General features: G+C 72.8%; 12 protein-coding genes. 6 read left to right on the forward strand and 6 right to left on the reverse strand.

Going from position 1 to position 13,231, the window contains the following annotated elements; translation table 11 throughout:
• Nucleotides 1-201 precede the first annotated feature (201 nt).
• Together KR546_RS09450 and KR546_RS09455 are read left to right on the forward strand one after the other, a co-directional pair.
• Complete coding sequence (locus KR546_RS09450) at nt 202-1,605, forward strand: ABC transporter substrate-binding protein (RefSeq protein WP_238444454.1); 1,404 nt, start codon at nt 202-204, stop codon at nt 1,603-1,605.
• 144 nt (nt 1,606-1,749) lie between these two features.
• On the forward strand, nt 1,750-2,598 hold the full coding sequence (locus KR546_RS09455) for a TIGR03619 family F420-dependent LLM class oxidoreductase (RefSeq protein WP_238444455.1): 849 nt from the start codon (nt 1,750-1,752) through the stop codon (nt 2,596-2,598).
• Between the two features lie 52 nt (nt 2,599-2,650).
• Here the strand turns inward: KR546_RS09455 and KR546_RS09460 are convergent, their stop codons facing one another.
• Complete coding sequence (locus KR546_RS09460) at nt 2,651-3,649, reverse strand: SDR family NAD(P)-dependent oxidoreductase (RefSeq protein ID WP_238444456.1); 999 nt, start codon at nt 3,647-3,649, stop codon at nt 2,651-2,653.
• 160 nt (nt 3,650-3,809) lie between these two features.
• Here KR546_RS09460 and KR546_RS09465 point away from each other — a divergent pair, with 160 nt between their 5' ends.
• A complete protein-coding gene (locus KR546_RS09465) occupies nt 3,810-4,208 on the forward strand; it encodes an HPF/RaiA family ribosome-associated protein (RefSeq protein ID WP_238444457.1) in 399 nt (132 codons plus the stop codon).
• A 40-nt stretch (nt 4,209-4,248) separates the two neighbouring features.
• Here the strand turns inward: KR546_RS09465 and KR546_RS09470 are convergent, their stop codons facing one another.
• The 5 genes from KR546_RS09470 to KR546_RS09490 all read right to left on the reverse strand — a co-directional run bounded on the left by KR546_RS09470 (nt 4,249) and on the right by KR546_RS09490 (nt 9,851).
• Nucleotides 4,249-6,078: an ABC transporter ATP-binding protein gene (locus KR546_RS09470; protein ID WP_238444458.1), complete on the reverse strand. Its 1,830-nt coding sequence runs from the start codon at nt 6,076-6,078 to the stop codon at nt 4,249-4,251.
• 64 nt (nt 6,079-6,142) lie between these two features.
• Nucleotides 6,143-6,937, reverse strand: a complete 795-nt coding sequence (locus KR546_RS09475) for a hypothetical protein (RefSeq protein WP_238444459.1) — start codon at nt 6,935-6,937, stop codon at nt 6,143-6,145.
• Between the two features lie 130 nt (nt 6,938-7,067).
• Nucleotides 7,068-7,388, reverse strand: a complete 321-nt coding sequence (locus KR546_RS09480) for an SHOCT domain-containing protein (RefSeq protein WP_238444460.1) — start codon at nt 7,386-7,388, stop codon at nt 7,068-7,070.
• A gap of 14 nt (nt 7,389-7,402) precedes the next feature.
• Nucleotides 7,403-7,825, reverse strand: a complete 423-nt coding sequence (locus tag KR546_RS09485) for a DUF6325 family protein (protein ID WP_238444461.1) — start codon at nt 7,823-7,825, stop codon at nt 7,403-7,405.
• Nucleotides 7,826-7,889: 64 nt separating this feature from the next.
• Nucleotides 7,890-9,851 (reverse strand): alpha-amylase family protein, encoded by a 1,962-nt coding sequence (locus KR546_RS09490; protein WP_274387876.1) that lies wholly within the window; start codon nt 9,849-9,851, stop codon nt 7,890-7,892.
• An 89-nt stretch (nt 9,852-9,940) separates the two neighbouring features.
• On the opposite strand from KR546_RS09490, the gene KR546_RS09495 reads away from it, so the two are divergent.
• The 3 genes from KR546_RS09495 (at nt 9,941) to KR546_RS09505 (ending at nt 13,229) form a co-directional block, all read left to right on the forward strand.
• Complete coding sequence (locus tag KR546_RS09495; RefSeq protein ID WP_238444462.1) at nt 9,941-11,068, forward strand: trans-sulfuration enzyme family protein; 1,128 nt, start codon at nt 9,941-9,943, stop codon at nt 11,066-11,068.
• Between the two features lie 43 nt (nt 11,069-11,111).
• Nucleotides 11,112-12,113, forward strand: a complete 1,002-nt coding sequence (locus KR546_RS09500) for a proline racemase family protein (RefSeq protein WP_238444463.1) — start codon at nt 11,112-11,114, stop codon at nt 12,111-12,113.
• 192 nt (nt 12,114-12,305) lie between these two features.
• On the forward strand, nt 12,306-13,229 hold the full coding sequence (locus KR546_RS09505; RefSeq protein WP_238444464.1) for an ornithine cyclodeaminase family protein: 924 nt from the start codon (nt 12,306-12,308) through the stop codon (nt 13,227-13,229).
• Nucleotides 13,230-13,231: the final 2 nt, after the last annotated feature.

Here is a 13,231-nt window from a genome sequence, read left to right on the forward strand (position 1 = left end):
CACTGCGATCCCCGCCTTCCGAACACTGTCCGTGTCGGTTCCCCGAACCTCGCCCCATGGAGGTGCACCTCGGCCACGCCCCGCCCGGGACGTGTGTGTGCCCCGTGCGCCCACCGTGCACCGGTTGGCGGCATGCCATCCAACTATCACTATCATAGGCTTCCGCACGCCGGAACCGGCGGCGCAGACGCAAGGAAGAACATGACCAGCAAGAGACGACTTCGCGCAGTCGCCCTCGTCGGGGCGGCAGCGCTGGTCTTCGCCGCCTGTGGCGGGGACGACGGAGCCGAAGAAGATCCCACGTCGGAGGAGACCACCGGCGCTGCGGAGACCGAGGCACCCACCGAGAGCGAAATGGCCTCGGAGATGCCGTCCGAGACCGCTGCGGCTTCGGAGACCACGGGGGGAGAAGGCGTGCTTCAGGGTGTCCGGGGGACGTTGCCGTCCGCCGACATCACCCAGGACTTCCGTGACCGCCTCCTCGAGGTGGACCCGGAGCTGACCGACTACTCCTACTCCGGTGAGACCTACGACGCCGTGATCATCCTCGCCCTCGCGGCCGAGGTCGCCGGCACCGACGACCCGCTGGCCATGGCCAGCGAGATCAACGGGGTCACCAAGGACGGCGATGTCTGCACCTCCTTCGAGGAGTGCAAGACCATGATCGCCGACGGCGCCGACATCGACTACGACGGTGTGGGTGGCCCGTACGCGTTCTCCGCCGCCGGTGAGCCGACCTCTGCCAGCTTCGCCATCCTGCAGTACGGCGCGGACAACCAGATCGACGACTCGCTGACCGAGTTCCGCCAGGCCGAGATCTCCGAGGACGCGCTGCCCACGGACGTGGCGACGCCGGAGGCTTCCGGTGGCGACTCGGACGGCCAGCTGCACGTCGGCACCCTGCTGCCGGAGACCGGGGACCTCGCGTTCCTCGGCCCCCCGGAGTTCGCAGGTGCACAGCTCGCCGCCAACGACGTCAACGACGCCGGTGGTGTCCTCGACCAGGAGATGCTGCTGACCCAGGGCGACTCCGGTGACACCAACACCGACATCGCCAACCAGACGGTGGACGAGCACCTCGCCGCAGGAGTCGACGCCATCGTCGGCGCCGCGTCGTCGGGCGTGTCCTTCACGGTGATCGACAAGATCACCGCGGCGAACAAGATCCACTTCTCGCCGGCCAACACCGCGCCGGACTTCACCACCTACGCCGACAACGGTCTGTACTTCCGGACCGCTCCGTCCGACGTGCTCCAGGGCCGGGTCCTCGCGGACTCGATCCTCGCCGACGGCGGCAGCAACGTGGTGATCTTCACCCGCCAGGACCCGTACGGCGAGGGCCTCCTGGAGTACACCCAGACGCCGCTCGAGGAGGCCGGAGCCACGGTCACCCCGATCGTCTACGACCCGGCCGCGACCGAGTTCGCCGCCGAGGTGCAGGAGGCGGTCGCCGCCAGCCCTGACACCATCGCCCTGATCGGCTTCGCCGAGTCGGAGCAGGTCATCAAGACGATGATCGAGCAGGGCATCGGGCCGCAGGAGATCCCGCTGTGGCTGGTCGACGGCAACATCGGCAACGCACTCGGTGAGAAGTTCAACGAGTGACCGACGCCTGAGCGTCACGCACGATCCGAGGGCCCCGGCATCTGCCGGGGCCCTCGCCGTGTCGTCGCACACGACAGCCCGGGCGCAACCCGCCCGGACGGACGGCACACTCGCACCCCTCCACTCCGGCGACGAGGCACCTGGATGACCACCGACGTCCGCACCGGCCTGACCGTCCCGATCTTCGGCCCGCTGGCCGAGCCGGGCGTGGTCGCGGAGTTGGCCGCCCGGGCCGAAGACGCCGGCTGGGACGGCTGCTTCGTGTGGGACCACGTCGTGTACCGGCGCGACCCCGACGGACCCGATCCCCACGGTCGCGCGGACCTGCCCGTGGCCGATCCGTGGATCACGCTGGCCGCCATCGCCACCGCCACCGAGCGGGTCCGACTCGGCCCGCTGGTCACGCCACTGCCCCGACGCCGACCCCACGTGCTGGCGCGTGCCACCACCACGCTGGACCGCCTGTCCGGTGGACGGCTGGTCCTGGGGGTCGGGATCGGCGGCGACGGCTACGGCGAGTTCTCCGACTTCGGGGACGAGGTCGACCCGCGCACCCGGGGCGCCATGCTCGACGAGCGCCTCGACCTCCTGCGCGCACTGTGGTCCGGTGAGGTGGTGGACTTCGAGCGCGACCACGCCCGCGCCACCGACGTGGTGTTCCACCCCCGTCCCGTGCAGCGCCCCGGTCCCCCGGTGTGGGCGGCGGGACGGTTCCCGAACCGGGCGCCGCTGCGTCGGGCCGTCGGACTGGACGGGTTCTTCCCGATCGACCTCGACGGTCCCGATGACCTCGCGGCGGTCGTCACCGCCGCCCGCGAGCTGCGGGGAGACCTCGACGGCTGGGACCTGGTCGCGCAGGGCATGCCCGGCGACGACCCGCGGCCGTGGGTCGCGGCCGGTGCCACGTGGTGGCTGACCACCCTGCGCCCGTGGGGGCTCGACCTCGACGAGGTGGCGTCCGTCGTCGACACCGGACCCCCGCCCGTCGAGTGAGCCGATCGCGGCCACGGATGGCCGTGGGCCGCACACTCGATGCCAGGTGGGGTCAGGCCTGGTCGGTCTCGGCGTGGGCTTCGGCTTGGGTGTCAGCGTGGGTTTCGGCCTGGGCGATGCGGGCGTCCAGCCACGGGACGAGCCGGCGTCGCTGGCGGTCCGTGGTGGAGGTGCGGGGCAGGTAGGCCGTGCCACGGCGTCGGCGATCGTGCCAGAACTCGCCGCTGGTCCGCGCCGCCTCGTCGGCGGTCGCGAGCCACACCATGGTGTCGGCGGCCTCGGCGGCCGGTCGCAGGATCGGGCCCATGACGCGATCGAACACGGGCAGTCCTGCGGTCACCCCGGGGGTCGCGGCCCAGCCGGGATGCATCGCGTGCACCACCGGGGTCGGACCCCATTCGCGGGCGAGCTGCTCGGCCAGCACGACCTGGCCCCGCTTGGCCCGGGCGTAGGCGACCGCGCCCCGGTAGTCGTCCTCATCCATCTCCAGGCGCGAGACCACGAGTGGCTGGGTGTACATCCCGCCCGACGACATGAACAGGACGCGGGCGTCCGCGGCCAGGTGGTCGGCCAGCAGGCGGGTCAGCAGGTAGGGCCCGACCAGGTGGGCCGCCAGCGTGGCCTCCATGCCCTGGGACGTCTCCCGGCGGTCCTCGGTCAGCGCCCCGGCGTTGTGCACCAGCAGGTCCACGCTGTCGGTGGCCGTGCGGAGCCGATCGGCGAACGCGCGGACCTGGTCGAGCTCACCGACGTCGACTGCCACCCCGGTGGTCGTGCCGCCACTGTCCTGCGCGACCTGCGCGGCCGCCTCCTCGGCACGGTCCTCGGAGCGACTGGTGACCCAGACGTGGGCGCCGAGCGCCGCCAGCCGGGTCGCGATCTCGCGGCCGATGCCGCTGGACGACCCGGTCACGACGGCCTCGCGTCCGGACAGGTCGGCAGCGGGAACCTCCCAGTCGTACAGGCGGCGCCGCACGACGGGTCCGATGCGCGAGAAGCTGCCCACCACGGTGGCCTCGAGCAGGCCGTCCAGCAGGTCGACGGTGGTCACGATCCGGCCTCACGTCGGGGAGAGGGGACACACCCGAGGCTATGGCCGGGTGGCCGCCACGGCCCGGGCCGTCCGGACCCACGCACGCCGTGGGACGTGGTTATGGTGGGCGCCCGCCGGCACCGTGACGGTGTCGGCCCCCCATCGACGAGGAGATGCCATGCCCGACGAGTCACGAGACACGGCCCCCGCGGATCCGGACACGGACGCAGGCACGGCGCCCCACGAGCCGGAGAAGGCCACCGTGGCCGCCACCCTGCGGACACCCACGCTGAGTGCGGACGACGCCGAGCGCGTGACGCAGCGGCTCGCCGCCAAGCTGGACCGCCGACTCGCGCGGTGGGACGCCGACCGGGTCGAGATGGAGTACACGGTCAAGGACCGCGACTCGGTCCAGCAGAAGGTCACCCTCGAGGCGTGGATCGCCGTGACCGGCCGGACCCACTTCGTGGCCACGTCCAACGAGGCCGACCTGGACGCCGCGACCGACGACGTCGCCACCGACCTGCAGCGCCAGGTCGGCAAGTTCGTCGACCGCCGGCTGGCGTCACACCGCTGAGCCAGCGGGCCGCCGCACGGCTCGATCCGCCGCGGCCAGGTCAGGTCCGGACCGGCCGGATCGCGGCCTCGCCGGTCTGGACCTGCCACAGCCCGTCGTAGATCCCCCGGCCGGCCACCAGGTCCTCGTGCGTGCCGGACTCGACCACCCGTCCGCGGTCCAGCACGTGGATCCGGTCGGCATGGCGCACCGTGGACAACCGGTGGGCGATCACGACCGTCGTGCGGTCGTGCGAGACGTGGGCCAGGGACCGCTGGATCGCCGCCTCGGTCTCGTTGTCCACCGCCGACGTGGCCTCGTCGAGCACCAGGATCGCGGGGTCCCGCAGCAGCGCACGGGCGATCGACAGCCGTTGTCGCTGCCCGCCGGACAGTTTCTGGCCGCGCTCTCCGACCACCGTGTCCAGCCCGTCGGGCATCTCCCGGACGAAGTCGGCGGCCTCGGCGAGCTCGGCCGCCCGCCACACCGCGTCGTCGCCGGCGTCGGGTGCGCCGTACACGATGTTGTCACGCACGGTGCCGTGGAACAGGAACACGTCCTGGCTCACCAGGCCGATGACCGGACGCAGCGCGTCGAAGGCCAGGTCGCGGACGTCGACGTCGTCGACCAGGACCCGTCCCTCCACGGGGTCGTACAGCCGCAGCAACAGCTTGACGACGGTCGACTTGCCGGCGCCGGTCGAGCCGACGATCGCGTGGGTCTCGCCGGCCGGGACCCAAAGGTCGACGCCACGCAGGACCGGGCCGCCCGACGCGTACGCGAAGTGCACGTCGTCGAACGTCACGCTGCCCGCGACCGGGTCGGGCAGGGCCGAGGTGCCCGGACGGATCGAGGGCCTGACCGCGAGCAGGTCGAGCAGCCGACGGACCGAGGCCATGGCGCGCTGGTAGTCGTCGAACACCTCGCCCAGCCGGGTGAGGGGCCACAGCAGTCGCTGGGTCAGGAACACCAGCACCGAGTAGGTGCCGACGGCCAGCACACCCTCCAGGGCCTGCACGCCACCGAGGTAGAGGGTCACCACGAACCCCGCGAGGATGGCGATCCGGATCAGCGGGACGAACGCGCTCGACAGCTTGATGGCGCCCCGGTTGACCACCTGGTAGTCGTCGGACGCGTCCGCGACGCGCTCGATCTCACGCTGCTCGGCGCTGAAGGCCTTGATGGTCGCGATGCCACCGAGGTTGTTGGCCAGGATCCCGTTGAGCAGCCCGACCCGTTCACGCACCTCCGCGTAGCGCGGCTCGAGCCGACGCTGGAACCACACCGATCCGGCGAGGATGACAGGGATCGGCAGGAACGCCAGGGGCGCGATGGCCGGGACCAGGACGACGAACGTCGCGCCGACGAACACCACCGAGGCGAGGACCTGCAGGATGTGGTTGGCGCCGGTGTCCAGGAAGCGTTCGAGCTGGTTGACGTCGTCGTTGAGGATCGACATCAGGCCGCCGGTCGACTGGTCCTCGAAGTAGGCGAGCTCGAGGTCCTGGACATGGGCGTAGGCGTCGAGCCGGGCCTCGTGCTGGACGACCTGGGCGAGGTTGCGCCAGGCGAGGCTGTAGCCGTACTCGGCCAGGGACTCGATCCCCCAGACCACCGCGCTGAGCACGGCGATGGCGACCAGCTGGGTGCGCTGGTCGGTGATGCCCAGCGTGGTGCCCAGCCAGGCAGCGTCACCCCGGACCACCACGTCGACCGCGGCACCGATCAGGAACGGTGGTGCAAGGTCGACCAGCTTGTTGAGCACCGACAGGAAGCTCGCCCACAGGATGGTCGGCCGGTGGTCGGCCGCATAGACCCACAGGCGGCGCAGCGGGTGCTGGCCCCGGACCGCCGGGGGGACGCGGGCCGGTGGAGCCTGGCTGGACGACATGGGTGGACCTCGGACGTGACGAGGTCCGCAGGGTACGGCGGCGGCGTCGGCGCCCCCGGTCAGCTCACCGGAAGGTGGCCAGCCGGTCGAGGGTCTCGCGGAAGTGGGTGCGACGCTCCTGGACGGTGTCGCGCATCGACTGTGCCAGGGCGGGGTCGTCGGCCGACGACGGGTCGAGCCGGCGCGCCACGTCCGCGTCGACCGCCGACCGCAGCCCGGCCGAGGCCTCCGACGACGACTTCAGGGCGTTGGACAGCGGGTCGCCCTGGGCGTCGACCAGCATGCGGGACAGGTCCTCCTCCATCCCGATCATCTGCTGGCGCGTGGACTGCCAGCTGCGCTCGAGCTGGCTCGGGTCGGTCAGGCGGAGCGCCTCGGTCGTCCCCTGGTCGAGGATCCACCGGCCGGTCCCGATGATGTCGCCGAGGTCCTCGGAGATCCGGGCGTGGACCGAGCGCCGGGCGTCCCGACGACGGCCGATCGCACCGAAGATGAGTGCCAGCAGGGCCAGGGCCACCAGCGCGGCGATGAGCCACGGGATCCAGTTGGTGTCGTCGGCATCGTCGACCGGCGCGTCGGACTCCTCGACGGCGTCCTCCGTCTCCGGCTCCTCGGTGGCCGGCTCCTCGGTGGCCGGCTCCTCGGTGGCGGCCTCCTCGGTCTCCTGGGCCTCGGTGGCCGGTGCCTCCGTGTCGGGCTCGTCGGGAACGGCACTCTGGGCCGCGTCGACAGCACTCTCGACCTGGTTGGCGATGTCCTCGCGCTCCTCCGGGGTGCACGCGGCCACCCCGAGCACGATCACGACCGTCAGCAGGCCCGCGAGACGGGCACGGACGGGGGTCCGGGTGATCGGCGCCATGACGGGGCCTCCGCTGGTTCTGTCCGAGCGCGACGATCGGTCGATCGTCGGGACGTGCGGCACGGAGCATAGGTGGCGTGCACGCCGGGTCCCACGACCCGCGACGCGACCTGCACGACCGACGGCCCGACTACGTGCCGAGCAGCTGCGCCTTGGCCGCCGCGAACTCGGCGTCGTCGAGGATCCCCTGGGCCTTCAGGTCCGCCAGCTGCTGCAGCTTGGCCAGCACGTCGTCACCTCCACCGGCTGTGGGCGCCGGGGCGGGTGGGGCCTGCGGGGCAGGCTCCTGGTACGCGGGCTCCTGGTAGACCTGCTGCTGTGGAGCGTGTCGAGCGGCCTGGCGACGGGCGACGCCGCCGCTCACGGCGGTCGCGGTGCCGCTGATGACGGCCGTGCGGGCCATCGTGCCCACCAGTCCGGGTCGTCCGATGCGGCGTCCTCCGAGTGGCATGGGTTCTCCTGTGGTCAGTCCTGGATGCCGGCGGCGACAGTGTCGACGACGTCGGCCGGGATGCGCACGTCCGCCACCAGCTCCCCACCGGCGTTGCGGACGGCGGTCTGCAGGCTGGTCGCCCAGCGGTGCTCGAAGACCAGGATCGCGGCCGAGCTGTTGGGTTCGAGCCCCGCGGCCAGCTCGAGCACGTCGTCCTCCGACAGCAGCCCGGCGACCCGGCTGTCCAGACCGGCCAGTGCCTCGGCGGCGTCGCCCTCCAGGGCGTCGAGCTCGAACCCCTCGATGGTCCCGTCCTCGTCGGCGATCACGAAGACCCCGTCGACGATCCCGATGACGTCGGCGGCGACCAGGCGTTGCAGCTCCGGGATGATCTCGCCACGGAACTGGTTGCCGGGGAACGCGAGGACCAGCACCTCGACCGGACCGAACGCCATGAGTGGGGCCTTGTGTTGGGGAGTCGGCATCGGCGCCGAGGCTAGTCGCCTCCGGTCGGTGGTTTCAGTCCGGGTGGACCAGCCAGCGCACCCCGTACGGCTCCAGCCACACGTGCCCGTCGACGCCACGTTCCGGGTGGTATCCGGTGAGCGCGTCCACGGCCCCGTCCATCCCGAGCTCGTCGACCCGGTGGCCATGCCAGGGCCGGTGCTCGGCCGTGACGTTGTACAGGCCGACCAGCCGGCCGATCGGGTGGTCGCGGACCGTGACGAGCACGCCCGGGTCGTCGAGTGGCCCGATCCGGGCCTGCGTCCCGGCGTGCAGGCGCTCCAGGCCGGCCCGGACCCGGGCCAGCGTGGCGAGGTCGGCGAACACGCGACCCGGCACGGTCGACGGATCGTGGCGCCGGGCGGCCCGGTCATGGTCCAGCACCGGCCGGTGGGCCCACCGGTTGTCGTCGGCGTGGCGAGGGTCCTGCGCCCAGTCCGCGTCGTTGGGTTGCCCGAGCTCGTCACCGCTCCACAGCACGGGGACCCCGCCCCACCCGTACACCAGGGCGTGGGCCATGCGCAGTGCGGCGACGGCCAGGTCGACGGCCGCGGGGTCGCCGGCCTCCTCGGCCGCCTCCAGGCCGACCAGGCTCGCCGCCGTCCCGCTGGTGCGCCGATCGCCGGTGGCCGGGTTGTGCTGGAACACCAGCCCGCGTGCCGGCGATCCCGGGAAGTCCCCCGAGAACCAGTCGGCGAGGAACGATCGGTGGCCGTGGCCGGTCACGCCGACGGCCGCCGCGTCGCCGTCGTCGATCGCCCACCCGATGTCGTCATGGCACCGCAGGTAGGTGATCCAGGTGCTGGAGGTGGGCACGTCGGGCAGTTCGGACAGGGCCCGGGCCGCCAGCCACACCTCGCCGGTGGCCAGCATGGACCAGGCCTGGACCATCAGGCTGTTGTGGTAGGCGAGGTCGCTCACCCGGCCGGTGAAGCGCCCGTGGCCGAGGTAGGCGACCAGGTCGCCGGGCGCCACGATCGCCTCGGCCTTGAAGGCGACGGCGGGGCAGGCGATCCGGGCGACGGCCCGCAGTGCCCGGACCAGGGCGTGGACCTCGGGCTGGCCCTGGCACGTGGTCCCGAGCCGCTTCCACAGGAAGGCGATCGCGTCGAGGCGCACCACCTCCACACCGAGGTTGGCCAGGTACAGGACGATGTCGACGAACGCGGCGAACACGTCCGGGTTGGACCAGTCGAGGTCCCACTGGAAGTCGTTGAAGGTCGTCCACACCCACGCGTCGAGGTCCTCGACGAAGGTGAAGTTGCCCGGCGCGAAGTCCGGGAAGACCTCGGGAAGCGTGGCCTCGAAGGCGTCGGGCACCGTCCGGTCCTCGAAGACGTGGAACCAGGCCCGCTTCTCGGCGTCCCCGTCGCGCGCCGCGCGGGCCCAGGGATGGTCGTCGGCGACGTGGTTGACGACCAGGTCCAGCACCAGGCTGATCCCGGCACCCCGCAGCTGGGTCGCGAGGTCCCGCAGGTCGTCGACGGTGCCGAGGTCGGGCCGCACGGTGCGGTGGTCGGCGACCGCGTACCCGCCGTCGTCGTCGCCCGCGCGTGGCTGCATGAGCGGCATCAGGTGGAGGTAGGTGACGCCCAGCTCCTGCAGGTACGGGATCCGGTCGACGACCGCCTCGAGCGTGCCCGCGAAGCGTTCGGTGTAGGCGGCGTAGCCCACCATCCGCGGGTGCTGGAGCCAGTCCGGCGCGAGGATGCGGTCGAGGTCCAGCCGGTGCAGGTCGTCGTCGCGCTCGACGAACGCGACCGCCGCGCTGCGCACCACCCGGGTCGCCAGCTCGGCCGCGACGTCGGACTCGTACACCTCCGCCAGACCGGCATGCAGGTCGCCCTGCCAGCGTCGCAGCCGGGCGTGGAACATCGACCGGCGGTCGGGTGACTGCCCATCCAGCAGGTCCGCGACGACGTCGGGGTCCACCACGGGGGGGACCGTGGCGTCGGGTGGCTCGGGTGGCGTGACCATGGGAGGAGTGTGGTCGATCGGTCCCGACGGCGCAGCGTGACGGCGGCCTAGGATCGCACCGCGAAGTGACGGACACGACCGGGGACGGCATGGACCGCGACGAGCTGGCGGCGGGATCGTGGGTGGTGGCCGGCGGGCGTCCCGACGCACCCGGCGAGCCGCTCAACCATCCACTCGTGCCGGCCTCGACGTTCCTCCACGGGGACGAGCGGCTGTACTCGCGGGCCGACGCGACCACCGGCTGGGAGGCGTTCGAGTCGGTGGTCGGTGGCCTGGAGGGTGGTCGCGCCACCGCCTTCTCCTCGGGCATGGCGGCGGTCGCGGCGGTCCTGTCCACGCTGGACGTCGGGGCGGTCGTCGCCCTGCCCGACGACGCCTACCAGGGCGTCGCGATGCTGGTCGACCGCGGTGCCGAGCAGGGACGCTGGACGGTCCGGCGCCTGCCGACCGCCGACACCGACGCATGGGTCGCGGCGGTCGGCGAGGTGGACCTCGCATGGCTGGAGTCGCCCTCCAACCCGCTGCTGGAGGTGGCCGACGTCCCGACCATCGCGTCGTCGCCGCGGCGGCCCGACAGCGTGCTCGTGGTCGACAACACCTTCGCCACGCCACTCAACCAGCGGCCACTCGCGCTTGGTGCCGACCTGGTCGTCCACAGCGCCACCAAGTTCCTCGGCGGGCACTCCGACCTGCTCGCGGGCGTGGTCGTCGCCCCCGCGGCCGGGACCCGCGACGACCTCGCCGAGGCGGTCCGGACCTCGCGGACCCTCGAGGGCGCCACGCCGGGCACGCTCGAGACGTTCCTGGCGCTCCGGGGGGTGCGCACCCTCGCCCTGCGCCTGGGGACGGCGCAGGCGAGCGCGGCGGTGCTGGCGGAGCGCCTGTCGGACCACGAGGCGGTGACCCGGGTGCGGTGGCCCGGCCTGGCCGAACATCCCGGCCACGAGCTGGCCGCCCGGACCATGGACAGCTTCGGGTCGATGCTGTCGCTGGAGGTCGCGGGTGGCGCCGAGGCCGCCGACCGGGTCTGTCGCACGGTGCGACTGGTGCGCCACGCCACCAGCCTGGGCGGGGTCGAGACGTCGGTCGAGCGCCGCGCCGCACTCCCGGGCCAGGAGCACCTCCCCGCCGGCCTGCTGCGCCTGAGCGTCGGCATCGAGGACGTCGAGGACCTGTGGCACGATCTCGACACCGCCCTGTCCGGAACGCCCTCGTGAGGGCGATCCGCACGGTCGACGAGCACACGATCGGGGAGCCGTTGTGAGGGCGATCCGCACGGTCGACTACCACACCGCCGGCGAGCCGTTCCGGATCGTGGTCGGCGGCGTCGACGTGCTTCCGGGACCCGACGTGCCGGCACGTCGGGCCCACGCGATGGCCCACCTCGACGACGTGCGCGCACTGCTGGTCAACGAGCCACGCGGCCATGCCGACATGTACGGCTGCTTCGTCACGCCCCCCGACGACGGTGACGGCGACCTCGGGGTCGTGTTCTTCCACAACGACGGCTTCTCGACGGCCTGCGGACACGGCACGATCGCGCTGGTCACGTGGGCGCTGGACGACGGCGTGATCGCCCGCACCGGTGCGCAGACCCGGGTGGTCGTCGACGCGCCGTCCGGGAGGCTGGTGACGACCGCGACCAGCGAGGACGGCCGGGTCAGCCGCGTGGCGTTCCGCAACGTGGCCGCCTACGTCCACGCCACCGGGCTGGAGGTGGCCCTGCCCGATCGCGCCGTCAGCGTCGACGTGGCCTTCGGCGGGGCGTTCTACGCCGTGCTGCCCGCGGCCGAGGTCGACTGTGCCGTGGTCGCGGAGGACCTGCCTGCCCTGGTCGCGGCCGGCCGCGCGATCAAGGCCGCGATCGAGGCCGAGCACGAGGTCGTGCACCCGACCGCGGAGCACCTCCGCGACGTCTACGGGGTGATCTTCGTCGACCAGACCCGGCGTGACGGTGACGTGCTGGAGCAGCGCAACGTCGCGATCTTCGCCGATGGGGAGGTCGACCGCTCCCCCACGGGCAGCGGGGTGTCGGCGCGACTGGCGCTGCTCGACGCCGACGGCACGCTCCCACGCGGCCACACGCTGGTCACCACCGGGATCGCCGGCCAGTCCTTCGTCGGACGGGTCGTGGACGACGCCGAGGTCGACGGTCGCCCCGCGGTCGTGCCGGAGGTCACCGGCAGCGCCCACCGCACCGGCACCCACACCTTCACCCTCGACCCCCACGACCCGCTCGGCACCGGCTTCCTCCTCCGCTGACCCGCCCCCTCGACCTCGCCGCCTCCCGCCCACTCCCCGACCCCGACGCCACCCGATCGCGATGCGAGTTCGCGATCCCGATGTGAGTTCGACGCGTCACAGCGCGGTTCCCACATCGGTGCGCACAACTCACATCGCGCGAGGTCGGCGACGGAGGGTTGGGCGGGGTGAACCGACGAAGGAGCGTGGCACGTGCTCGAGGACCTGGAACTGCTGGACGGGGCCGAGCTGGCGCGGCGGCTGCCGATGGCGGCGGCCGTGGACGCCCTGGAGGCCGTGTTCGCCGGCGGCGAGGCGAGCGCGCCACCCCGGGTCCACGCGGCGGTCCCGGGCGGGACCCTGCTGGTGATGCCGGCGTCCTCGCCCGCGCTAGTCGGGGTCAAGCTGGTCACGGTGACGCCGGGGAACCCGAACCGCGGCCACCCCCTGATCCACGGGCTGTACATCGCGTTCGACGTCGCCACGGGCGCACCCTCGGCCCTGGTCGACGGGGCGGCGCTGACCGCGCTGCGCACCGCCGCGGTCTCGGGGCTCGCGACCCGCCACCTCGCCCGGCCCGACAGCACGCACCTGGTCGTGCTGGGGGCCGGCACCCAGGCGCGCAGCCACGTGGCGGCGATGCGCGCGGTCCGGCCGATCGACCGGGTGACCGTGGTATCACGGACCCGGGCCTCGGCCGACCGCCTGGTCGACGAGCTCCGCGGGGAGGGGATCTCCGCCAGGGTCGGCGACCCCACGGACGTCGGCGTCGCCGACCTGGTCTGCGCCTGCACGACCAGCGACACGCCGGTCGTCGCGGGAACCGACCTGTCCCCCGGCGCGCACGTCAACGCGGTCGGGGCCTACACGCCAACCACCCGCGAACTGGACACGGCCACCATGCAGCGGGGCCGGATCGTGGTCGAGGACCGCGACGCGGCACTGGCCGAGGACGGTGACCTCGCGATCCCGGTCGCGGCGGGCGACCTGTCACGTGACGCCGTCGTGGCCGACCTGGCCGAACTGGTGACCGGGACGCCGGTGCGTCGCAGCGACGACGACGTGACCGTGTTCACCTCGGTCGGCCTGTCGATCGAGGACCTCGCCGTCGTGGCAGCCGCGCTCGCGGCCGGCTGACC

Source organism: Salsipaludibacter albus (assembly GCF_019798055.1).
GTDB classification, from domain to species: domain Bacteria; phylum Actinomycetota; class Nitriliruptoria; order Nitriliruptorales; family Nitriliruptoraceae; genus Salsipaludibacter; species Salsipaludibacter albus.

What these genes read in the sequence shown, in the direction of transcription:
- KR546_RS09450 (WP_238444454.1), top strand. Translation starts at nt 202, where the DNA reads ATGACCAGCAAGAGACGACTTCGCGCAGTCGCCCTCGTCGGGGCGGCA.
- KR546_RS09475 (WP_238444459.1), bottom strand. Translation starts at nt 6,937, where the DNA reads ATGGCGCCGATCACCCGGACCCCCGTCCGTGCCCGTCTCGCGGGCCTG.
- KR546_RS09465 (WP_238444457.1), top strand. Translation starts at nt 3,810, where the DNA reads ATGCCCGACGAGTCACGAGACACGGCCCCCGCGGATCCGGACACGGAC.
- KR546_RS09455 (WP_238444455.1), top strand. Translation starts at nt 1,750, where the DNA reads ATGACCACCGACGTCCGCACCGGCCTGACCGTCCCGATCTTCGGCCCG.
- KR546_RS09495 (WP_238444462.1), top strand. Translation starts at nt 9,941, where the DNA reads ATGGACCGCGACGAGCTGGCGGCGGGATCGTGGGTGGTGGCCGGCGGG.
- KR546_RS09480 (WP_238444460.1), bottom strand. Translation starts at nt 7,388, where the DNA reads ATGCCACTCGGAGGACGCCGCATCGGACGACCCGGACTGGTGGGCACG.
- KR546_RS09485 (WP_238444461.1), bottom strand. Translation starts at nt 7,825, where the DNA reads ATGGCGTTCGGTCCGGTCGAGGTGCTGGTCCTCGCGTTCCCCGGCAAC.
- KR546_RS09470 (WP_238444458.1), bottom strand. Translation starts at nt 6,078, where the DNA reads ATGTCGTCCAGCCAGGCTCCACCGGCCCGCGTCCCCCCGGCGGTCCGG.
- KR546_RS09490 (WP_274387876.1), bottom strand. Translation starts at nt 9,851, where the DNA reads ATGGTCACGCCACCCGAGCCACCCGACGCCACGGTCCCCCCCGTGGTG.